The 19603-nt window shown below is 60.8% G+C and carries 20 protein-coding genes; 9 read left to right on the forward strand and 11 right to left on the reverse strand.

All coding sequences use genetic code 11. The features are described 5' to 3' along the window. Window positions 1–117 precede the first annotated feature (117 nt). Window positions 118–1506: a bifunctional enoyl-CoA hydratase/phosphate acetyltransferase gene (locus tag ACN0SD_RS09340; RefSeq protein WP_417807970.1), complete on the forward strand. Its 1389-nt coding sequence runs from the start codon at window positions 118–120 to the stop codon at window positions 1504–1506. Next, the gene (locus ACN0SD_RS09345; RefSeq protein ID WP_417807971.1) at window positions 1503–2672 is read left to right on the forward strand and encodes an acetate/propionate family kinase; all 1170 of its coding nucleotides are present in this window, start codon (window positions 1503–1505) and stop codon (window positions 2670–2672) included. Before ACN0SD_RS09340 ends, ACN0SD_RS09345 begins: the two co-directional genes overlap by 4 nt. 131 nt (window positions 2673–2803) lie before the next feature. Here ACN0SD_RS09345 and ACN0SD_RS09350 read toward each other — a convergent pair whose 3' ends face one another. Together ACN0SD_RS09350 and cobT are read right to left on the reverse strand one after the other, a co-directional pair. After that, window positions 2804–4603, reverse strand: a complete 1800-nt coding sequence (locus ACN0SD_RS09350; protein WP_417807972.1) for an aminopeptidase P family protein — start codon at window positions 4601–4603, stop codon at window positions 2804–2806. After that, window positions 4603–6480, reverse strand: coding sequence for a cobaltochelatase subunit CobT (gene cobT / locus ACN0SD_RS09355; protein WP_417807973.1), 1878 nt, complete (start codon window positions 6478–6480; stop codon window positions 4603–4605). Before cobT ends, ACN0SD_RS09350 begins: the two co-directional genes overlap by 1 nt. 180 nt (window positions 6481–6660) lie before the next feature. Here cobT and ACN0SD_RS09360 point away from each other — a divergent pair, with 180 nt between their 5' ends. After that, a complete protein-coding gene (locus ACN0SD_RS09360) occupies window positions 6661–7242 on the forward strand; it encodes an NADPH-dependent FMN reductase (RefSeq protein WP_417807974.1) in 582 nt (193 codons plus the stop codon). 61 nt (window positions 7243–7303) lie between these two features. Here ACN0SD_RS09360 and ACN0SD_RS09365 read toward each other — a convergent pair whose 3' ends face one another. Both ACN0SD_RS09365 and cobS read right to left on the reverse strand, forming a co-directional pair. After that, entirely contained in the window at window positions 7304–7882 is a 579-nt protein-coding gene (locus tag ACN0SD_RS09365; protein ID WP_417807975.1) for a hypothetical protein, read from the reverse strand. Beyond that, on the reverse strand, window positions 7879–8850 hold the full coding sequence (gene cobS, locus ACN0SD_RS09370; protein WP_417807976.1) for a cobaltochelatase subunit CobS: 972 nt from the start codon (window positions 8848–8850) through the stop codon (window positions 7879–7881). The genes ACN0SD_RS09365 and cobS overlap by 4 nt, the downstream gene beginning before the upstream one ends. 172 nt (window positions 8851–9022) lie before the next feature. On the opposite strand from cobS, the gene ACN0SD_RS09375 reads away from it, so the two are divergent. Further along, the gene (locus ACN0SD_RS09375; protein WP_417807977.1) at window positions 9023–9454 is read left to right on the forward strand and encodes a DUF4177 domain-containing protein; all 432 of its coding nucleotides are present in this window, start codon (window positions 9023–9025) and stop codon (window positions 9452–9454) included. A gap of 315 nt (window positions 9455–9769) precedes the next feature. Beyond that, on the forward strand, window positions 9770–10390 hold the full coding sequence (locus ACN0SD_RS09380; RefSeq protein WP_417807978.1) for a DnaJ domain-containing protein: 621 nt from the start codon (window positions 9770–9772) through the stop codon (window positions 10388–10390). Window positions 10391–10473: 83 nt separating this feature from the next. Here the strand turns inward: ACN0SD_RS09380 and ACN0SD_RS09385 are convergent, their stop codons facing one another. The 3 genes from ACN0SD_RS09385 to ACN0SD_RS09395 are packed head-to-tail and all read right to left on the reverse strand — an operon-like array spanning window position 10474 to window position 12812. After that, on the reverse strand, window positions 10474–11022 hold the full coding sequence (locus ACN0SD_RS09385; RefSeq protein ID WP_417807979.1) for a GbsR/MarR family transcriptional regulator: 549 nt from the start codon (window positions 11020–11022) through the stop codon (window positions 10474–10476). A gap of 1 nt (window position 11023) precedes the next feature. Beyond that, a complete protein-coding gene (locus ACN0SD_RS09390; RefSeq protein ID WP_417807980.1) occupies window positions 11024–11800 on the reverse strand; it encodes a 2-dehydro-3-deoxygalactonokinase in 777 nt (258 codons plus the stop codon). Window positions 11801–11831: 31 nt separating this feature from the next. Next, entirely contained in the window at window positions 11832–12812 is a 981-nt protein-coding gene (locus ACN0SD_RS09395; RefSeq protein WP_417807981.1) for a zinc ABC transporter substrate-binding protein, read from the reverse strand. Window positions 12813–12899: 87 nt separating this feature from the next. Here ACN0SD_RS09395 and ACN0SD_RS09400 point away from each other — a divergent pair, with 87 nt between their 5' ends. Genes ACN0SD_RS09400 through ACN0SD_RS09410 form a run of 3 tightly spaced genes read left to right on the forward strand, consistent with a single transcriptional unit; the run spans window position 12900 to window position 14954 of the window. Then, complete coding sequence (locus tag ACN0SD_RS09400; RefSeq protein ID WP_417807982.1) at window positions 12900–13415, forward strand: Fur family transcriptional regulator; 516 nt, start codon at window positions 12900–12902, stop codon at window positions 13413–13415. Beyond that, window positions 13412–14179, forward strand: coding sequence for a metal ABC transporter ATP-binding protein (locus tag ACN0SD_RS09405; protein WP_417807983.1), 768 nt, complete (start codon window positions 13412–13414; stop codon window positions 14177–14179). Before ACN0SD_RS09400 ends, ACN0SD_RS09405 begins: the two co-directional genes overlap by 4 nt. Further along, window positions 14172–14954 carry a metal ABC transporter permease gene (locus ACN0SD_RS09410; protein WP_417807984.1) on the forward strand — a complete coding sequence of 261 codons (783 nt, stop codon included), beginning with the start codon at window positions 14172–14174 and terminating at the stop codon, window positions 14952–14954. The genes ACN0SD_RS09405 and ACN0SD_RS09410 overlap by 8 nt, the downstream gene beginning before the upstream one ends. 33 nt (window positions 14955–14987) lie before the next feature. On the opposite strand, the gene ACN0SD_RS09415 is transcribed toward ACN0SD_RS09410, so the two are convergent. The 4 genes from ACN0SD_RS09415 to ACN0SD_RS09430 all read right to left on the reverse strand — a co-directional run bounded on the left by ACN0SD_RS09415 (window position 14988) and on the right by ACN0SD_RS09430 (window position 18242). Then, on the reverse strand, window positions 14988–16463 hold the full coding sequence (locus ACN0SD_RS09415; RefSeq protein WP_417807985.1) for a SulP family inorganic anion transporter: 1476 nt from the start codon (window positions 16461–16463) through the stop codon (window positions 14988–14990). Window positions 16464–16599: 136 nt separating this feature from the next. Next, entirely contained in the window at window positions 16600–17262 is a 663-nt protein-coding gene (locus tag ACN0SD_RS09420; protein WP_417807986.1) for a DUF1638 domain-containing protein, read from the reverse strand. Further along, window positions 17259–17417, reverse strand: coding sequence for a hypothetical protein (locus ACN0SD_RS09425; protein WP_417807987.1), 159 nt, complete (start codon window positions 17415–17417; stop codon window positions 17259–17261). Before ACN0SD_RS09425 ends, ACN0SD_RS09420 begins: the two co-directional genes overlap by 4 nt. Before the next feature lie 123 nt (window positions 17418–17540). Then, entirely contained in the window at window positions 17541–18242 is a 702-nt protein-coding gene (locus tag ACN0SD_RS09430) for a corrinoid protein (protein ID WP_417807988.1), read from the reverse strand. A 157-nt stretch (window positions 18243–18399) separates the two neighbouring features. On the opposite strand from ACN0SD_RS09430, the gene ACN0SD_RS09435 reads away from it, so the two are divergent. Further along, entirely contained in the window at window positions 18400–19494 is a 1095-nt protein-coding gene (locus tag ACN0SD_RS09435; RefSeq protein WP_417807989.1) for a PA0069 family radical SAM protein, read from the forward strand. Window positions 19495–19603 lie beyond the last annotated feature (109 nt).

A 19603-nucleotide genomic window follows, 5' to 3' on the forward strand; every position in this document is an offset into this window, starting at 1 on the left:
GGGGAGACGAAATGTCGGCGGTTTTTGTCTCGGATCAAAGATTTGTCATCTGTCGCAGGTTAGATGAAACCGATAGGCACAGCAAAGATGCGCGCAGCACACAGACAGGAGAGAGTGATGATTTTGGAAAGTCGGCAATGGGACGAAATAGAGGTCGGTCAAAGCGCAGAGCTGAAACGGCTGTGTACGGCGGATGATTTCTATGTCTTTGCTGCTGCGTCCGGTAATCACAATCCTGTCCATCTTGAGGCCGAGGATGGCGATGGCGACGGGGTGCGGGAGGCCTATGCGCCGGGCATGTTCGTGGCCTCGTTGATCACGGCGGTGCTAGGTAACTTTTTGCCGGGGCCGGGTACACTTTATCGCTCGCAAAGCCTGAATTTTCACGATCACGGCTTGGCGGGTGACGAATTATGTGCGCGCGTCGAGGTGGTTGAAAAGCTTGAGGACGGCGCGGTGCGTTTTGCCACGCAGGTCACACGGATCAGCGATGGGGCGTTGATCGTGGATGGCATGGCCGATGTGTTTGCCCCCAAGAAGCACCTGAGATTTGATGCGCTTGAAGTGCCCGGCCTGATCAGCCAGCGTCATCGCCATTTCGAAAAACTTCTGGAACGCGCCGAGCCGTTGCCCGATCTAGTGACGGCTGTGGTCTGCCCCGAGGAACCCGCCTCGCTGGAGGGGGCGATTTTGGCCGCAGAGCACCACATCATCGAGCCGCTTTTGATCGGTGATCCCGAAAAGATCATGCGCGCGGCTGCCGAATGTGGCAAAGACGCGACCCACTTTGAAATCCTGCCCGCCGAGAGTGCGCGCGATGCCGCTCGCCTTGCGGTGCAACTGGTCAATGACGGGCGCGCGGGCGCGATCATGAAGGGGCATTTGCACACCGATACTTTGCTCAAGCCGATGCTGGATAAGGTCACGGGGCTGCGGATGGGGCGGCGCTTTACCCATGTGTTTGTGATGGACGTGCCCGGCGTCCCGCATCCGCTGATCGTCACCGATGCCGCGATCAACATCGCGCCCGATCTGGTGACCAAGGTGGACATCGTGCAGAATGCGATCGACGTTGCGATCTCGATCGGTATCGCCGTTCCCAAAGTCGGCGTGCTGAGCGCGGTTGAAACCGTGACGCCCTCAATCCCGTCTTCGCTGGATGCAGCACTTCTGTCGAAAATGGCCGAGCGCGGACAGATTACGGGGGGGGAGGTCGACGGGCCGCTGGCGATGGATAACGCGGTTGATCTTGGGGCCGCGCGCACCAAGGGCCTGCGTGGGCAGGTCGCTGGTCGCGCCGAGGTGCTGGTCGCGCCGGGTATCGACTCCGCCAATATGCTGGCCAAGCAACTGGCCTATATCTCGCATGCCGAAGGGGCTGGGCTGATGCTGGGGGCGAAAGTTCCGGTAATCCTCAATTCGCGCTCCGATAGTTCGATGGCGCGGCTGGCTTCGGCGGCGGTGGCCTCAATCCACTACTTTCGACTGCGGGGGGATGTGCAATGACGCGCGCGATTTTAACTTTGAATTCAGGATCTTCCTCGCTCAAGCTGGGGCTGTTCACCGAGAACCTCGACATGCTGGCGATGGGCCATGTGGACCGGATCGGGCGTCGTGAGGCGGCGATGAGACTGACCGGCTCCGATGGTGCGCACCTGCCGCTGCCGGAAACCGCGCCTGAGGCATTCGCGACCAATGCGGCGGCGCTGAAAACCGCGCTCGACGCATTTCGAGCCGATTTCGACGCGCTTGAAATCAGCGCGGTTGGGCATCGCATCGTGCATGGTGGGCTTAAACACGCCGCGCCTGAAAAGGTGACACCGGAGTTGATCAAAGACCTTGCGCGGCTCGCCCCCTATGCGCCCTTGCACCAGCCTCATAATCTTGCGGGTATTCGTGCCGCGATTGACGCCTTTCCCGGCGTGCCGCAAGTCGCGTGTTATGACACGGCATTTCATCGCGGCCACCCGTTTGTGTCTGACGTCTACGCGCTGCCGCGCGCTTATTACGACAAGGGCGTGCGTCGCTACGGTTTTCACGGGCTGAGCTATGATTACATCGAAAGCGAGTTGGCGCGCAGCGAACCCGATTTGCATGCGGGGCGCGTCGTTGTCGCCCACTTGGGGTCTGGGGCGTCAATGTGTGCGATCAAAGGCGGAAAATCCATCGCTTCGAGCCTTGGGTTCTCCGCGCTCGACGGGCTGCCGATGGGCACGCGCTCGGGGGATCTGGATCCGGGGGTTGTGCTGTATTTGATGGATCAGGAAGGGATGAACGCGTCAGATATTTCCGACCTGCTGTATAAAAAATCGGGCCTGCTTGGCCTGTCGGGTATTTCCAACGATATGCGCACGCTTGAGGATTCCGATGACCCGCACGCGGCGCAGGCCATCGCCTATTTCGCCTTTCGGATAAAACGCGAGATCGGCGCGATGGCAGCGGCTTTGGGCGGGCTTGACGGGATCGTGTTTTGCGGCGGGATCGGGGAAAACTCCGCGCGCCTGCGCTCCGAGGTCTGCGCCGATATGGCTTGGCTCGGCATCGCGCTGGATCCGCAGGCCAATGCGCAAAACGCGCGCGAGATCGGCGCGGATCGGGTGCGCGTGATGGTGATCCCGACGAATGAAGAAATCGTCATCGCCCGCGCGGCACGGCAAGTAATTTCTCAATAACCGGGTCGGCTTGAGAGGGCGTTGGGGTCGCTCCGCGGGGAGTATTTGGGGCTAGATGAAAGCAGACTGGCTTTTCATCTAGCGCAAAATACTCCCGCCGGAGGCATCCGACGTTTGACAGGTTCGCACGATCAGAGAGGCGCGCATGCCCCCTCAAGCCAAGTTTTCGCCGTGGCGCTGACATGCGGGCCGGTCTGGTCAAGCACCTGCGCGTGATAGGCGTTCAGCCAGTTACGCTCGTCGGGTGACAGCAGCTCAGACGCGATCAAGTGGCGATCAATGGGCACGAAGGTCAGCGTGTCAAAACTGAGTTGATCGCGTTTGTCGCCCTTGGCGGGCGCGGTTTGCGTGACGATCAGGTTTTCGATGCGGATGCCAAACACGCCTTCTCGGTAATAACCCGGCTCGTTGGACAGGATCATGCCCGGCTCCAGCGCGATATCTGAGACGCGCGAGATCCGCGCAGGGCCTTCATGCACGCAAAGCGCGGCCCCCACGCCATGCCCGGTGCCGTGATCGTAGTCCCAGCCCTCGGTCCAAAGCGGTGCACGTGCCAGCGCATCAAGATGCGCCCCCGCAACCCCGCGCGGGAAGCGCGCGCGCGACAGCGCGATCATGCCTTGCAGCACGCGGGTGAAGGGAGCGCGTGCCTCGGCGGGCGCATTGCCGACGGCCACGGTGCGGGTGATGTCGGTCGTGCCATCGACATATTGCCCGCCCGAATCCACCAACAGCAACTCGCCGGGTTTGACGGGGCGGTTCGTCGCCTCATTCACGCGGTAATGCACGATTGCGCCATTTGGCCCCGCGCCGCAGATCGTGTCGAATGAAATATCCAGCAAGGCATTGGTTTCGCGGCGAAACCCCTCTAGCGCGCTGACCACATCAATTTCGTTCAGCTGACCCTTGGGGGCCTGCGCGTCGAGCCATGCGAGGAATTCCACCATCGCGCAGGCATCGCGGTGATGGGCTGCGCGCATGCCCGCGATTTCGGCGGCGTTCTTGCGCGCCTTGGGCAGGATGCACGGATCGCGCGCCCAGAGGATTTTGGTGTTGCGATCGCTCAGCGTTAGACCGACCGCTATCGGGGCAGAGTCGGGATCGACCAGCACCGGGCCTTCGATCGCCTCAAGCGCGGCGGTGAACGACGCCATCGGCAGGATCGCGACCTGATCGCCCAGATGCGTGTGCAGATCGGCGTCGAACTTGGCGGATTCGGCAAAGAGTTTCACCGTGCCATCGTCAAACAGCACGGCAAAAGCCTGCACGATGGGATTGCGGGGGATATCTGCACCGCGAATGTTGAGCAGCCAGCAGATCGAATCCGGCAGGGTCAGCACCGCTGCCGCCGCGCCCTGTTTGCGCAGGTCGGCCGCCAGACGCGTGCGTTTCTCAGCAGCCGTTTCGCCCGCAAATTCTGGCGGGTGGATGCGCGCGGGGGCCATCGGTGGGGCAGGACGATCAGCCCAGATCACGTTGATCAGATTGGCGCACTCAACAAGGGCGATCCCGCTGCCTTCCAGATCGGCGCGAATCTTGGTGATCTCGGAACGCGTGTGCAGCCAAGGATCAAAGCCCACCTTCGCGCCCTCGGGCAGATTGTCGCGCAGCCAAACGCCGGGTTTGATCTCGGGCCAGTTCACGGGGGTGAAATGGGCTAGATCGACCTCGGAGCGCACCTGCACGCGGTAGCGGCCATCGACAAACACGCCCGCCTGATCGGGGGTGGCAATGCAAAATCCCGCCGATCCGGTAAAGCCGGTGAGCCACGCCAAACGCGCATCGCAGGCGGCAACATATTCGCCCTGATGGGCATCCGCGCGTGGCACGATGAACCCGTCAAGCTCGGCCTTGGCCATTTCTGTACGCAGTTCGGCCAGCCGGGGCGGGCCAAATTCGGGGCGCGATTGCACCGAGAAATCCTGAAACATCACATTGCCTTTTTGATACCCAGAAGACGCGCGCGCGCCCGTGGATCGCTGTCAAACAGACCGGCGAGTTGCTCGGTCATTGCGCCGGCCAATTGCTCGACATCGGTGATCGTGACGGCGTGCTGATAATAGCGCGTCACGTCATGGCCGATCCCGATCGCGATTAATTCCACGGCGCGGCGTTTCTCCACCATCGCGATCACGTCGCGCAGATGTTTTTCCAAATAAATCGCTGGGTTGACGGATAAAGTTGAGTCATCCACCGGCGCGCCATCGGAAATCACCATCAGGATCTTGCGCGACTCCGATCGTGCCATCATCCGGCGATGCGCCCATTCTAGCGCCTCCCCGTCGATGTTTTCCTTGAGCAAGCCTTCCTTCATCATCAGGCCCAGATTGGTCCGCGTGCGGCGCATCGGAGCATCGGCGCGTTTGTAGATAATGTGGCGCAGATCGTTCAGGCGACCGGGGCTTTGCGGGCGCCCCTCGGCGAGCCATTTCTCGCGCGATTGCCCGCCTTTCCAAGCTCGTGTGGTAAAGCCGAGGATCTCGACCTTCACATCACAGCGCTCAAGCGTGCGCGCTAGAACATCGGCACAAATAGCGGCAATCGAGATCGGGCGGCCCCGCATCGAGCCGGAATTGTCCAGCAGCAGCGTCACCACGGTGTCGCGAAACTCGGTGTCTTTCTCGACCTTGAACGAAAGCGGCATCGTCGGGTTGGCGACCACACGCGCCAAGCGGCCTGCGTCCAGCATCCCTTCCTCGAGGTCAAATTCCCACGCCCGGCTTTGTTGGGCTTGCAGGCGGCGTTGCAACTTGTTGGCAAGGCGCGACACCGCGCCTTTCAGTGGTTCCAACTGCTGATCAAGATACAACCGCAGGCGTTCCAACTCTGCCGGTTCGGCCAAGTCTTCGGCGGCGATCTCCTCGTCAAATTCCGTCGTGAAGACGGTGTAATTCGGATCGGCGGCAGAATGGGGCTGTGGCGGGGGCGGTTCTAGCGGCGCATCGGCCTGCGGCATGTCCACCTCATCGCCCATTTCCTGATCGGCCAGATCGTCAGAACTGACGGTAGTCTGGCTTTGATCTTGCTGGGTGTCTTGGCTGGATTCGGGGGAGGCGTCGGCGTCGTCTTCCTCGGATTGCTCTGAGTCCTGATCCTCGCCCTGATCCTCTTCTTGGCGGGCTTGCGGGTCGTCCTCGCCCTCATCGCCCATGTCCTCATCAGGATCGTCGCCAAGTTGGTCGCCATAGCCGAGATCGGCGATGACCTTGCGCGCCATTCGGGCAAACGCGGCCTGATCGCCCAGAACGTGATCAACGCCCTCTAGATCATCGCCTGCCGATTGTTCGATAAAGGGGCGCCACAGATCCAGCACGTTGGACGCGCCAACCGGCAATTTGCGCCCCGTCGCCAATTCGCGCACGAAATAGCCCGCCGCCACCGAAAGCGGGGCCTCTTGCGCAGAGCGAATCTGGGCATAGCCCTTTCGCTCGGCGTCATGGGCGATCTTGGCATCGATATTGGTCAGCGTGCCCGGCATGTCGCGTGCGCCCAAAGCCTCGCAGCGTGCGGTTTCCATCGCCTCATAAATCGAGGCCGCCAGATCGCCCGAGGGCGCATAGCGGGCGTCAATTTTCGCATCGTGGTGGCGTCGGTGCATCGCCAGCGCATCGGCGGTGCCACGCGCCAGCAGCACCTCGTCGCGCGTCATCCGGCGCGACACCTGCGGCAGGCGCATCGTGTCAGAGGTCATTCCCGAAGGGTCGACCGAATAGCTCACCGTCATTTCAGGCGCATCGGCCATCGTTTTGGTGGCCTCGGCCAGTGCCTTCTTGAACGGATCAGCGGGGTTGTCGGTGGGCTTGCTCATGACCCAGATAAAGCACCGCGCGCGCGCGCCCGCAAGGGGGCCTGAGGTTCCATGCGCAGACGCGCGTTCACGGTTCAGCATTGCACAGAGTTTGCGGTTGGAATGGCTCAGGGCGGCGTTATCTGTAAATCGAGCTATATATCAAGCCGTTCCACGGAATCGGTAGCAAGGAGCCGCATTATGACTGAGAAACTAAAGATCGGACTCATCGTTGGCACCACACGCGACGGGCGCTTTGCCGACCGCGCATTGGAGTGGTTTGAGGGGATAATCGCGGCGCGCGACGATCTGACCTATGAGGTTCTGGACTTGCGCGATTATGCCTTGCCGTTTTTCGACGAGGTCGCCCCACCCGCTGCCAAGCCCGTGACCAACCCAGCCGCTCAGGCATGGGAGAAAAAGCTGGAAGAGTGCGACGGGTTCATCGTTCTGACGGCGGAATATAACCATTCGATCCCGGCCACGATCAAGAACGCGTTTGATTATGCGTTCAAGGGCTGGCATCGCAAGCCGATTGGCACGGTGGGCTATGGCGGCGTGGGCGCGGCCCGCGCGGTCGAACATCTACGCCTCATCGCGGTGAATTTCGGCATGGTTCCGGTGCGCGGCGCAGTCACCATCGGTGGCGCGGATTTCGTGAAGGCGAGCCAAGGCACGCCGATTGCAGAACTGGGCGATCACCTGAACGGACCCGCTAAAGCGTTGCTTGATGACATGGTATTTTGGGGCAGGGCGGCGAAATGGGGCAAGGTCAACATTTGAGCCCACCCGATGTTTGAAACAGAAACGCCCGGTCAAAAGGCCGGGCTTTTTCACATCTCGTTTACTGAAAAAGGGATGCGCAGATTTTGGGCATGTAATCCGCATCGAGTTGCGAGATTGGGAAAGCGCGTGCGTCCTGCCGACCCTTTTGGGTCTTACCGTCGAGCGTCAATTCGTGGTTCCCCGCAAGCAGGTTCACGTCGCAACTGCCATAATGTTCGGGATTTATTCGGTCGTAAAACTGATAGCTGTATCCAGCGAGCACGAACTGCCCGTTGCGCCATGCAATCGAGAGCGTCGATTCCCAAGGTGTGCGGCCAATGCCGATCTGTTCCTGATGCAGTTTGAAGCTACTGCTTGATCCGGGCAAAAGCGCGGGCGTTTGTCCGCCCATTGGGCCGGAAAAAATCACGTGGGGTCGATCAACCACGCGCTTTAACCCAAAGACCGGGTCGCCCAGATACAGGCTCAAACCGGCATCTCCGCCCTCGGCCTGCGTAATCAATGCAGCATCAGGTTGGCCATCGCCGTTCCAGTCGCCACTGAGTGCCGCGACCAGATCGCCCGCTTTTGGCGGCTCTTGCGCCAGCGCCAGCGCAGGGGCCAGCGAGACCGCAATGGCCGCCAGAGCCCGTATCATTTCGCGATCGCTGCCGCGCTTTCGGGCAGTTCCTCGTCAAACAGACGCTGGTAGAACTCGGCCACGGTCTGGCGTTCCAGTTCGTCGCATTTGTTCAGGAAGCTCAGGCGGAACGCATAGCCGATATTGTTGAAGATGCGCGCGTTTTGCGCCCATGCAATGACGGTGCGCGGGCTCATCACGGTGGACAAATCCCCATTCATGAACGCGGTGCGGGTCAGATCGGCGACGGTCACCATCTGGCTGATCGTCTTGCGGCCCGACTCGGTGTTGTATTGCGGGTTCTTTGACAGAACGATCGCGACCTCGGCGTCATGGGACAGGTAGTTCAGCGTCGAGACAAGGCTCCAGCGGTCCATCTGGCCTTGGTTGATCTGCTGCGTGCCGTGATACAGCCCCGTCGTGTCGCCCAAACCTACGGTGTTGGAGGTCGCGAACAGCCGGAAATAGGGGTTCGGCGTGATCACCTCGTTTTGATCGAGCAGCGTCAGCTTGCCATCGGCCTCCAGCACGCGCTGGATCACGAACATCACATCCGCGCGCCCCGCGTCATATTCGTCAAACACAATCGCGGTCGGGTTGCGCAACGCCCAAGGCAGAATGCCTTCGTGGAACACCGTGACCTGCTTGCCATCGACCAGCTTGATCGCATCCTTGCCGATCAGGTCGATACGCGAGACATGACTATCAAGGTTGACGCGCACGCAAGGCCAGTTCAGTCGCGCGGCGACTTGCTCGATATGTGTGGATTTGCCCGTGCCGTGATAGCCTTGAATCATCACGCGACGGTTATAGGCAAACCCCGCCAAGATCGCCATTGTGGTGTCGGGATCGAACTTATAGGTGGAATCGATGGCCGGCACGCGTTCGCTGGTTTCGGCGAATGCCTTGACCTTCATATCAGAATCGACCCCGAAAACTTCTCGGATATCAACCTCTTCAGTGGGTTTGGCGTTCTGATCGAGCATCACGGGCGTCCTTTCCTTGCTTGACGCGATTTGTGGACCATCAGCGAGAGGGGTTCAAGAGCCGCAATTGTCTCAGTTACACGCGGCTCGGCCCGTTCCCGCCACCTCACAGGTGTTTCGGTTGACCGGCTGCGCGCATACGCTAGATAGGGGCAAAGCTTGAGGTGGCCAGATGCAGCAGTTCGAATACAAGGTGATCCCCGCACCGGCACGGGGCGAGAAAGAGCGTGGGCTGAAGGCCGGGGTGGAGCGGTTCGCCCATACCTTGTCGGGCGTGATGAACGACATGGCCGTGCAGGGCTGGGAGTATCTGCGCGCCGAGACCCTGCCTGCCGAAGAGCGCACCGGTCTGACAGGCAAGACCACCGTCTATCACAACCTGCTGGTGTTTCGCCGCGCGCTGTCGCTGGAACCCGCGCAGGGGATCGGCGCGCATTTGAGCAACCATGACCCGGCCGCCAATGTCGAAAACGCGCCCAAACTCGCGTCAAAAACCGTTGAAATCGGTGAGGCGGGCAAGCCTGTCGAGCGTAGCCTCAAAGCCGAGGCCCCTGAAGGGCGCGCCCCGAGCTTGCGTGCAAGCCGCTCGGGCGATGACGATTAAGCGTGGCCGCGCGGGCGAAAGTTCGGGTTTGATCCGTGCTATCTCATTGATCTGATAGCACAAACATACCCTAAAGCAGCGCGTTCAGGTCTGTCACGGGCCTGCGCGTGCTAGCGTTTATTTATCCACCCAAGCTGAGGGACACCTAGGCCCGCGCCGCCGCTATATCTTATGCGATTGGCGTTTTTTGTGCGCTCACCGGCCTAGCCCCCCTTTCCTAAAGCGTCATATCGACTAAACTGCGTGGCCCGACTCGTTGAGTGGGTCACGATCACCATCACCGACGTCAGGCATCGGGCAGAACAAGAGGCAAGCATGAGCAAGAGCGATCCTTTCGGGTTCAATATCTCGGCCGCCGCCGACAAAAAGCGCCGCTCGAAAGGGCGCCGCGGCATGTCGGGTGCGTTTGAATCCTCCACCCGCGTGTGCGATCAGGCGGGCTGTGAAGAACCCGGCAAATATCGCGCGCCCAAAAGTCCCAAAGTGTTGGATGATTACTATTGGTTCTGCAAAGACCATGTGCGCGATTATAATTTGAACTGGAACTATTTTCAGGGTCAGTCCGAGGAAGAATTCCAGAATTTCCTTGATAATGCGACCGTGTGGGAGCGTCCGACCAAGCCGTTTTCCAAGGCGAAAGAGGCACAAGGCTGGGCGCGTCATGGCATTTCCGACCCCCACGAGATGCTGGGCGTGAATGCCACGTTGAACCCTGGCCGCTCACTGGGGCGCAAACTGCCGCCCACGGAAAAGCGCGCGCTGGATATTTTGGATCTGCGCGACAGCACCACCAAGGCCGAAATCAAAAAAACCTACAAGGCGCTGATCAAGGTGATGCACCCCGATATGAACGGCGGTGATCGGTCGCAGGAAGATATGCTGCAAGAGGTGCTTTGGGCGTGGGAACAGCTCAAGGAAAGCCGGAATTTCAAATAGGTTTGAGGATTGGCTTTGCGATGAAAAAGGGCGCCCTGCGAGGCGTCCTTTTTGCTGTTAAATCAAAGTCTACCGCGCCGTTCTTAAGGTTCGCGATACGGCTTTGGTTGTTTTGACGCCTTCTTTTTCTTCTTCTTTGCCGTGGTGGGGCGGGCAACGGGATTTGCAGGGCCACGTGCAGCATCAATCTCGTTTGACAAGGCCGGGGCCTCAAGGCGCGCCAAAGCGCCCATATGGCCTGCGACCGCATCAAGGACCTCGCACAGGGCCGCCGCGCGCGGATCGGCGCTGCGGGTTTCCAATGCTGCGAGTTGATCGCGCGCAGGCCCGATGACGCGGCGTGTGCGTTCGGCGACAATCAATCGCGCCAATTCCCAAGGATCGGCAGGGGCGACGAAAAACTCTTTGCGCGATCTCGGCGTGCGTGCGCTTTGGATCAAGCCCGCCGCGCGCAGCTCTTTCAACGCGACCGAAATATTGGAACGCGACAATCCCAATTGAGCGACCAAATCCTCGGCGCTGGGCGCTTGTGCGGCCCGCCAGATCGCCCCGAAACACCGCCCCGCCGGACGGCTCAGGCCAAAGCGCGGCGCGATTTCCCCAAAGGTGTCGGACAGATCCAGATCGGTCATGTCACGGGCGCTCCTTTGGGTTGCGGGCTTGGGCAAGGCCCGCGATCAGCGCGGCCTCTCCGTCGCCTAAGGTGACCTGAGCGCCCTGGCTTTGCAAGGCGCGCAGGCAAACCTCACCCCAACCCGGTGCCGTGGGTGAGCTTAGCGCAAGAACCGATTGCCCCAGCCACCACGGGCGCGTTGCGGCGAGTTCCAGACCCAACACCGCCCCCGCAGCGCGACTGGATTGTCCGGTGAGGGCCAGTTCCGCCAGATCACGGCTGGCGCGTTCCGGGCGCGAAAGCGCATCGCTTAAGGCGTCGTCAAACTCATCGCCAGCCTGCAAAGGCGCGCCAAGGGCGGCCAGAATCGCCGCCGATCCGGCACGCGTCGCGCTCACGACTTCGCCTGCCGAGACATGCACCCAAAGCGCCGTTGCGCCGCAAATCCAGACCACCCCGTCAAATTGCGGCGCGCCTGCCAGAATTCCGGCGATGCGCGCGGCTTCGGGCGGGGTGATTGGCTCGGACGGGCGTTTTTGCATCAGGCCGGGTAGGGCGGGCAGCGCGCGATCTGCGATCTCGGCCACGGGCCAAGCCGTTTCGGGTAGCGGCGTGCAGGGCAGTGCGCGCGGTTCAAGCCCGACAGAGGCGGCGGCCAGCACCACCTCTGTCTCAGTTTCCGGCAAAAGCGGGCGCGGCGTGGGGCCGGTGCGCTGCGCACTTATCGCGCCCGTCCCGTCCACTCCAAGCGCGCGCCAGCGCCCGGCCTCTTCGATCAATGCGGTCCAATCTGTCATGGGATGCAGATGGCACGCATGGCCGCCCAGATCAATCCTGCGAGGACAGGCAGGCGGTGATCGTATCGGCGGACTTTTGCATCAGCGCCTCATACAGCCCCGGCCCGTAGGTCAGCGAACTGCCCGAGGGATCCAGCGCCCCACCCAGTTTCACCGGCGTCCCGTCGACCAGAATATCGACCATTTTGGGGTCATGCTGTGCCTCGGGGAAGGCGCAATAGATCTTGTCGGTATTGGCCTCATTGCGCAGGCTGACCAGATGGGCCGCGCCGGGGGTCGCGGCATCGCTGGGCGACAATGCGCCTGCGATATGCAGCCCGTAGTGATCGGCGAGGTAGCCATAAGCGGCGTGATACACAAGGAACGGCTTGTCCTGAACCGGCGCAAACTGTGCCTTGAGGCGGTCATCCATGGTGGTGATGCGTGCCTGCGCGGCCTTGGCGTTACTTTCATAGATTTTGGCATTTTCGGGGTCGAGCTTGCTAAGATCCTGTGCGATCAAGCCAACCCAGATTTTTGCATTGTCGGGGTCAAGCCAGGCATGCGGGTCGACATCGCTTTGCGCGCCTTCGCTTGCGTGATCGTCATGGTCGCTCTCATCGCTGGCATGGGCGTCGTGATCTTCTTCATCGTCCATATCGGCGCTGTGATCATGGGCATCAGCGGCGCTGAAATGGCGTACATGCGTGCCCGGTGCGCTCAGCAAACTCAGCGCGCGATCTTGCGCCCCAAGCCCGTCAAGCGCGCGCTCCAGCCAAGGCGTCAGACGCGGCCCGATCCAAACAACGAGCCCCGCGTCTTGCAGCGCTCCGGCTTGGCTGGGCTTCAGCTGATAGTGATGCGCGTCGGCGTTTTGTCCCAGCAAAACCGTTGGTTCGCCCAGATCACCCATCACCTGCGCGACCAGCGATTGCACGGCGGGAATGTCGGTCACCACCTTGGGCACCTCGGCTTGGGCAACGCTTGAAAGGGCGCCAAACGTAGCCAACGTTAACGGAATTATGAAACGCATCTGTCTCTCCTGAACTTGATCTCTGCGCCAATAGATGTATGTTATAAAATCACACGTCAAGAGAAAATGTGATAAGGTAACATTTCTGTGGTCAAACAACGCGACATCAAGCCCTCTGCCAAGACCGCTTTCGTGACCCACGATCATGCGGGATGTGCGGCAGGCACACTGCACCGCGCCCAAGAGGCGGCACGCGAAAAGGGCGCGCGGATGACCCCGGTGCGCCAGCGCGCGTTGGAGATTTTGCTCGAAGAGCATCGCGCGATGGGGGCCTATGAGGTGCTGGACCGGCTGGCGGCGGATGGGTTTGGCAATCAGCCCCCTGTGGCCTATCGCGCGCTGGAATTTTTGGTGGAAAACGGGTTGGCCCATCGGGTGCGTCGTTTGAACGCCTTTGCCGCTTGTATGCGTCCGGGCGAAGATCATGCGCCGGTTTTCTTGATTTGCCGCGCCTGTGGCGAGGTTGCCGAGGCGGGCGCGGATGAGGTGCGCGGCGCGCTGCTTGATGCGGCCGCGCGCCATAACTTCACCGTCGAACGCGCCACGGTCGAGGCTTTGGGCCTGTGCCCGCGCTGTGTCGATGGCGCAGAGGTCGCGCTATGAAAGACCTGATCACCGCGCAAAACCTGTCGGTTCGCCACGGCGCGACCGAAGTGCTCTCGGGCGTCAACTTTACCATTGCCAAGGGTGAGATCGTGACCGTGATCGGTCCCAACGGATCGGGCAAGTCCACCCTGATCCGCGCACTGATCGGGCTCGAAACCGCCGCGACGGGGCAGGTGGCCCGCGCGCCGGGGCTGGCGATTGGCTATGTCCCGCAAAAACTGCATATTGACGCCAGCCTGCCACTAACGGTGCGCCGGTTCCTGTCGCTGCCCACGCGCGTTTCCAATGAGCTTGCCGAAGCCGCGCTTGAACGCACGGGCGTGGCGGGGCTTGGGGCGCGCCCCATCGCGCGGCTGTCTGGCGGGCAGTTCCAACGCGTACTTTTGGCGCGGGCCTTGCTGGTGAACCCTGATATCCTGATATTGGATGAGCCGACGCAGGGGCTTGATCAGCCCGGCACAGCGGCATTTTACAAGCTGATCGAAGAGGTGCGCGCGCAGACAGGGGCGGCCGTTTTGATGGTCAGTCACGATCTGCATGTCGTGATGTCGGCCTCGGATCGGGTGCTATGCCTGAACGGGCATGTCTGCTGTCAGGGCGCGCCGAAAGTGGTGGCTGAGGCCCCGGAATATCGCGCGCTGTTTGGCATGGGCACGCAAGGGGCCTTCGCGCTGTATCAGCATGATCACGATCACGGGCATGAAGGGGGCGCAGAGGGCGCCGCTTGCAGCCATGAAGGGCATAAGCACGAACATGTTTGACGATTTTCTAGCCCGCGCGGCGATCGCGGGAATTGGCCTGACGCTGGCAACTGGCCCGCTGGGCGCGTTTGTGGTGTGGCGTCGCATGGCCTATTTTGGCGATGCGACAGCGCATGCCGCGATCCTTGGCGTGGCGCTAAGTTTCGCCTTTGGCACCTCGGTTTACATTGGCACGTTGGGCGTGGCGCTGGCGATGGCGCTGACGGTAGCGCGGCTGTCGGGGCGGGGCCATGCGATGGATACGATGCTGGGCGTGCTGGCCCATTCGGCCCTAGCCTTTGGTCTGCTGGCGGCCTCGCTCCAATCAGGGCTGCGCGTCGATCTAAGCGCGTGGCTGTTTGGCGATATTCTGGCAGTGTCGAAAACCGATCTGGCAATTGTCTGGGGGGGCGCTGCGGTGGTGCTGGCGCTACTGGCGTGGCGTTGGCAGGGGCTGCTGACATCAACGATCAATGACGAGTTGGCGATGGCCTCGGGGATCGACCCCAAGCGTGAGCAATTGGTGTTGACGGTCGCACTGGCGCTGACGGTGGCGGTGTCGATCAAGATCGTGGGGGCGTTGCTAATTGCGGCGCTGCTGATCATCCCGGCAGCCAGCGCGCGCCAGATCGCGCGCAGCCCGGAAACGATGGCGATTGGCGCAACGGGGGTAGGGGTTGCCTCGGTACTGCTGGGGCTTTGGGCCTCAATGCAGTTTGACACGCCTGCGGGCCCCTCAATCGTATCGGCGGCCGCGGCGATTTTCGTGGTGTCGCTGGCCTTGCGGCGGCGTTAGAGGGCGCGCGCAGAGATCGCGCGCGCCCGAATTTTAGTGATCCACCACCGCTTTTCCGCCATTGGACAGCCGGTCGATGATCGTTTCCGTCGCCTGATTCATGCCCACGACCTTCACATCCGTGCCTTGCATGCGGAATTTGCCCACCGCCCGATCCAGCGCCGCGACCGAAGAAATATCCCAGATATGCGCATGCGTCAGGTCGATCACCACGCGATCCAGCTTTTCGCGGAAATCAAAGGCGCGGTTGAATTCCTCGACCGTGGCGAAGAATATCTGGCCCTTGATGTAATAGGTGCGCAAGCGGTGTTCCTCGTTCAGGCGTGACGTCATATCGGTCATCTTCGCGATCTTCCCGGCAAAGAAAATTCCCGACAGCAGAACGCCCACCAGCACCCCGATTGCAAGGTTATGCGTGGCCACAACAAAGCCCACGGTGGCCAGCATCACGATATTGGACGACAGCGGCATCGTGCGAAGCTGACCCAGCGAGGCCCAGCTAAACGTGCCAATCGAGACCATGATCATGATCGCGACCAGCGCGGGCATCGGGATGCGCCCGACCCATTCGCCCAGCACAACGCAAAAGATCAGCAGCGAAACGCCCGCCACCAGCGTCGACAGGCGCTGCCGCCCGCCCGAGGTCACGTTGATCACCGACTGCCCGATCATCGCACAACCCGCCATGCCGCCAACAAAACCGGTCGCGAAATTGGCGATGCCTTGGCCATAACATTCCTGACGACGATCCGAGATCGTATCGGTCATCTCATCGACGATATTCTGCGTCATCAGGCTTTCCAGCAGCCCTACGACCGCCACGGCAACCGAATAGGGCAGGATGATTTGCAGCGTTTGCAAGTTGAACGGCACGTTGGGGATCAGGAAGGAGGGCAGCTCATCGGGCAGCGCGCCCATATCCGAAACGGTGTGCACATCGCCAAGGCCAAGTCCAATCGTGATCGCCGACAGCACCACGATCGCCACCAGCGGCGAGGGGATGGTGCGAAACACGCGCGGCAGCAGATAGATGATCGCAAGACCACCTGCGACCAGCGCATAGGTGATCGGGGGAACTTTGGAGGGGTCCAGTTCGGGCCATTGCGCCATGAAAATCATGATCGCCAGCGCGTTCACAAACCCCGTCATCACCGATTTCGATACGAAACGCATCACATGCCCAAGGTTGAGCAAGCCTGCGATCATCTGGATCACGCCCGCCAAAATCGTAGCCGCCAGCAGGTAATCAAGCCCGTGTTCGCGCACCAAAGTGCCCATCAGCACCGCTGTGGCCGCAGTCGCCGCCGAGATCATCCCCGGACGCCCGCCGAAAAACGCCGTAATCGTGGCGATCATGAACGAGGCATAAAGCCCCACTTTCGGGTCCACCCCGGCGATGATAGAAAACGCGATGGCCTCGGGGATGAGTGCCAGCGCGACCACAAGGCCAGACAGAATATCGGTGCGGACATTGCCGAACCATTGGGTCCGCCACGTTGAAAAGGTCATACGACTCTCCGGGAATACAAAGGCCCGCAGCGGGGGGAGGCGCGGGCTTAACGACGTCAATTTGAGGCTGGACATATCGCCGCAAGGCCGAAAAGCCAAGCAAACCTTGGCGGATTTTAGAGAAACTTAAGGCCGATTATGCCGATGTGACGGGTTTATGCGCAAAATCTGCAAGGCTTGTGGCCAAATCGCCATAGCCCGTAAAGCGCCGCTCATAGCGCAACCCCAACCGCGCGGCGGCTTCAGCTGCCTTGGCATCAAGCGCGGGATCATCGGTTTGCGCCTGATAGATCAGCCGGTCGTAATTGCCAAACATCATCTCTATCAGCTCGGGATGGCGATCAAACCCCATCGGGCGCCACACGAAGGCATCGAACTGGCGTACCAGAAAATCGGTCAGGTAATAGGCGGTGATTTCATCCTCGGCGGTCTTGGCAAAGGCGGCGTTACCTTCAAAAAAGGAATAACAATGGGGCCCTGAGATCATCTCAACGCCCAATTCCTTGCACTTTTCCAACAATTGCCCGCCCGTACCGCAATCCGCATAGACGACAAAAATATCGTCGTAATCGGCGCGATGTTTGGCCACCGCATCGGCCACGGCTTGCGTGATTTTTCCGGGGTAATTGTGCAAAATCGCGGGCAGGCAAGTCAGATCAAGATGATCCCACCCGTTCAGCCGCTTAAGATCCAAAATCTCGCGCGCAAGCGCACCGCAGGCGATCAGCAACAATCGCCCCGAGCCTTGCGGGGCCAGCCCGTCCTTGGACAACACCGAATCCCGGGGAGGCTGGGTCATTCCACCCGCGCCATTAACCGCATCACGCCCGCCGCAATCAAAGCCATCAATCCCAGCGTCGCAATCGGCATGCCCGAACTGGCAAACGCCCAAATCGTTACCCCGGCCATCACGATGACAAACACGATCAACAGAAGAAAATGTGGTAGCGGCATACGCGGTCCCTCCATTACCTTAAGTATGGGGCGCTCAAGGCCAAAGGAAAAGGCCCCGATGAAAAAAAATCGGAGCCTAATGTTGGTTCAATTGTCGCACCTTCACTCGTCAGTACGTTGTTTTCACGCTGACATCTGGTTGTGCTTGCGCGCGATAAAGGCCTTGGCCGTTTCCACCGCCACAGCTGCATCACGGCAATAGGCATCTGCGCCAATCGCGCGGCCAAACTCCTCATTCAACGGCGCACCGCCCACCAGCACGATGTAATCGTCGCGAATGCCCTGTTCCTTCATCGTGTCGATCACGACTTTCATATAGGGCATCGTGGTGGTCAGCAGAGCCGACATGCCAATGATATCGGCACCTTCGGCGGCGGCAGTTTCAAGATATTTCTCGACCGGGTTGTTGATCCCAAGATCAACAATCTCAAATCCGGCACCTTCCATCATCATCGCGACAAGGTTCTTGCCAATGTCGTGGATGTCGCCTTTGACCGTGCCGATCACCATCTTGCCCATGCGCGGGGCACCGGTCTCGATCAGCAGCGGCTTGAGAATCGTCATGCCACCCTTCATCGCGTTTGCCGCCAGCAGCACTTCGGGGACAAACAATATACCGTCGCGGAAATCGTGCCCCACGATCGTCATGCCCGCGACCAGTGCCTTGGTCAGAATGTCATAGGGTGTCCACCCGCGACCCAGCAGAATATGGGTGGCCTCTTCGATCTCTTCCTTGAGACCGTCGTAGAGGTCGTCCATCATCTGCGCGGTCAGCTCGGCATCGTCGAGCTCGGAGAGGATGATGTCTTCGTTGTCTTCGGCCATGTGCCTGATCTCCTGATAGCCGCCTTAACCTTTTGGTGGGGCGCGTGGCCCGTCAAGTCTTGGCGAATTGCGACATACGCGGTGTTTCATGCGACCTCACGCGCTGTTATGCGGTGGCGTCTTGGCAAGCGTTCCTATTTTGTTCTAGATTAACAGTATGAGTCTGCCATTTGATCTGCCACCCAGTGATCCCAACCTGCGCCTGCGCGCGCGCGGTGCTGCCGCGCAGCCTGAGGGTCGGTTTGAACCCTATGCGCGGGCGCCCGAACATGACGGATGGGACATTCCCGAGGAAGAGCGTCTGGCGCGCACCGAGGTCAGTGTCGAGCGCACGCGCAATGTGATTGCGCGCAACACCTCGCCCGATCTGCCCTTTGATCGCTCGCTCAACCCCTATCGGGGCTGCGAACACGGATGCATCTATTGTTTTGCCCGCCCCAGTCACGGCTATCTGGGCCTGTCGGCGGGGCTGGATTTCGAAACCCGACTGGTTGCACGCCCCGATGCCCCGCGCGCGCTGGAATCGGAGCTGCGCAAACCCGGCTACAGCGTGCGCCCGATGGCGATCGGCACCAATACCGACCCCTATCAGCCGATCGAGCGAAAATGGGGTGTGATGCGCGGTGTGCTTGAGGTGCTGGCCGCCCATCGCCACCCCGTCGCCATTGTGACGCGCGGCTCGTTGATCTTGCGCGATCTGGATGTGCTGGGCGACATGGCGGCTGCCGGTCTGGTGCAGGTCGGTATCTCGATCACAACGCTTGATGCCAGCCTTGCCCGCGCGATGGAGCCGCGCGCCCCCAGCCCGCCGACGCGAATCCGGATGATCCGCGAACTCTCGCGCGCTGGCATCCCGGTGCGCGTTATGGCCGCGCCGATGATCCCCGGTCTCACCGATCACGAGCTGGAGGCAATTTTGACCGAGGCGCGCCGGGCTGGGGCCAAAGCCGCCTCGATGATACCGGTACGCTTGCCCCACGAGGTCGCGCCGCTGTTTGCCGATTGGCTGCAACGCCACCGCCCCGGTCAGGCCGAAAAGGTGCTTGGGCGCATCCGCGACATGCGCGGCGGCAAGCTGAATGATCCGCGGTTTGGTGCGCGCATGAAGGGGGAGGGCGAGATGGCCGAGCTGCTCGCACAGCGTTTCGCGCTGTCGTGCAAGCGGCTGGGGCTGGCGCGCGCGCTGCCCGATCTGGATTGCACGCAGTTCCACTTGCCCCCGCGCACGGGCGATCAGCTTGAACTGTTCTAATACTGGTTTCATCACTCACTCTGCGCCGCGCCGAAGATTAAAATCTTCGGTGGGCCTTTTCATCTAGCAAGAAATACTCCCGCCGGAGGCATCTTGCCCCCGAAACCTA

The organism is Thioclava sp. (assembly GCF_048263065.1).
Lineage (GTDB): Bacteria > Pseudomonadota > Alphaproteobacteria > Rhodobacterales > Rhodobacteraceae > Thioclava.

Excerpts from the sequence above, each read along its gene's own strand:
- ACN0SD_RS09340 (WP_417807970.1), top strand. The coding sequence starts at position 118 with ATGATTTTGGAAAGTCGGCAATGGGACGAAATAGAGGTCGGTCAAAGC.
- ACN0SD_RS09345 (WP_417807971.1), top strand. The coding sequence starts at position 1,503 with ATGACGCGCGCGATTTTAACTTTGAATTCAGGATCTTCCTCGCTCAAG.
- ACN0SD_RS09350 (WP_417807972.1), bottom strand. The coding sequence starts at position 4,603 with ATGTTTCAGGATTTCTCGGTGCAATCGCGCCCCGAATTTGGCCCGCCC.
- cobT (WP_417807973.1), bottom strand. The coding sequence starts at position 6,480 with ATGAGCAAGCCCACCGACAACCCCGCTGATCCGTTCAAGAAGGCACTG.
- ACN0SD_RS09360 (WP_417807974.1), top strand. The coding sequence starts at position 6,661 with ATGACTGAGAAACTAAAGATCGGACTCATCGTTGGCACCACACGCGAC.
- ACN0SD_RS09365 (WP_417807975.1), bottom strand. The coding sequence starts at position 7,882 with ATGATACGGGCTCTGGCGGCCATTGCGGTCTCGCTGGCCCCTGCGCTG.
- cobS (WP_417807976.1), bottom strand. The coding sequence starts at position 8,850 with ATGCTCGATCAGAACGCCAAACCCACTGAAGAGGTTGATATCCGAGAA.
- ACN0SD_RS09375 (WP_417807977.1), top strand. The coding sequence starts at position 9,023 with ATGCAGCAGTTCGAATACAAGGTGATCCCCGCACCGGCACGGGGCGAG.
- ACN0SD_RS09380 (WP_417807978.1), top strand. The coding sequence starts at position 9,770 with ATGAGCAAGAGCGATCCTTTCGGGTTCAATATCTCGGCCGCCGCCGAC.
- ACN0SD_RS09385 (WP_417807979.1), bottom strand. The coding sequence starts at position 11,022 with ATGACCGATCTGGATCTGTCCGACACCTTTGGGGAAATCGCGCCGCGC.
- ACN0SD_RS09390 (WP_417807980.1), bottom strand. The coding sequence starts at position 11,800 with ATGACAGATTGGACCGCATTGATCGAAGAGGCCGGGCGCTGGCGCGCG.
- ACN0SD_RS09395 (WP_417807981.1), bottom strand. The coding sequence starts at position 12,812 with ATGCGTTTCATAATTCCGTTAACGTTGGCTACGTTTGGCGCCCTTTCA.
- ACN0SD_RS09405 (WP_417807983.1), top strand. The coding sequence starts at position 13,412 with ATGAAAGACCTGATCACCGCGCAAAACCTGTCGGTTCGCCACGGCGCG.
- ACN0SD_RS09410 (WP_417807984.1), top strand. The coding sequence starts at position 14,172 with ATGTTTGACGATTTTCTAGCCCGCGCGGCGATCGCGGGAATTGGCCTG.
- ACN0SD_RS09415 (WP_417807985.1), bottom strand. The coding sequence starts at position 16,463 with ATGACCTTTTCAACGTGGCGGACCCAATGGTTCGGCAATGTCCGCACC.
- ACN0SD_RS09420 (WP_417807986.1), bottom strand. The coding sequence starts at position 17,262 with ATGACCCAGCCTCCCCGGGATTCGGTGTTGTCCAAGGACGGGCTGGCC.
- ACN0SD_RS09425 (WP_417807987.1), bottom strand. The coding sequence starts at position 17,417 with ATGCCGCTACCACATTTTCTTCTGTTGATCGTGTTTGTCATCGTGATG.
- ACN0SD_RS09430 (WP_417807988.1), bottom strand. The coding sequence starts at position 18,242 with ATGGCCGAAGACAACGAAGACATCATCCTCTCCGAGCTCGACGATGCC.
- ACN0SD_RS09435 (WP_417807989.1), top strand. The coding sequence starts at position 18,400 with ATGAGTCTGCCATTTGATCTGCCACCCAGTGATCCCAACCTGCGCCTG.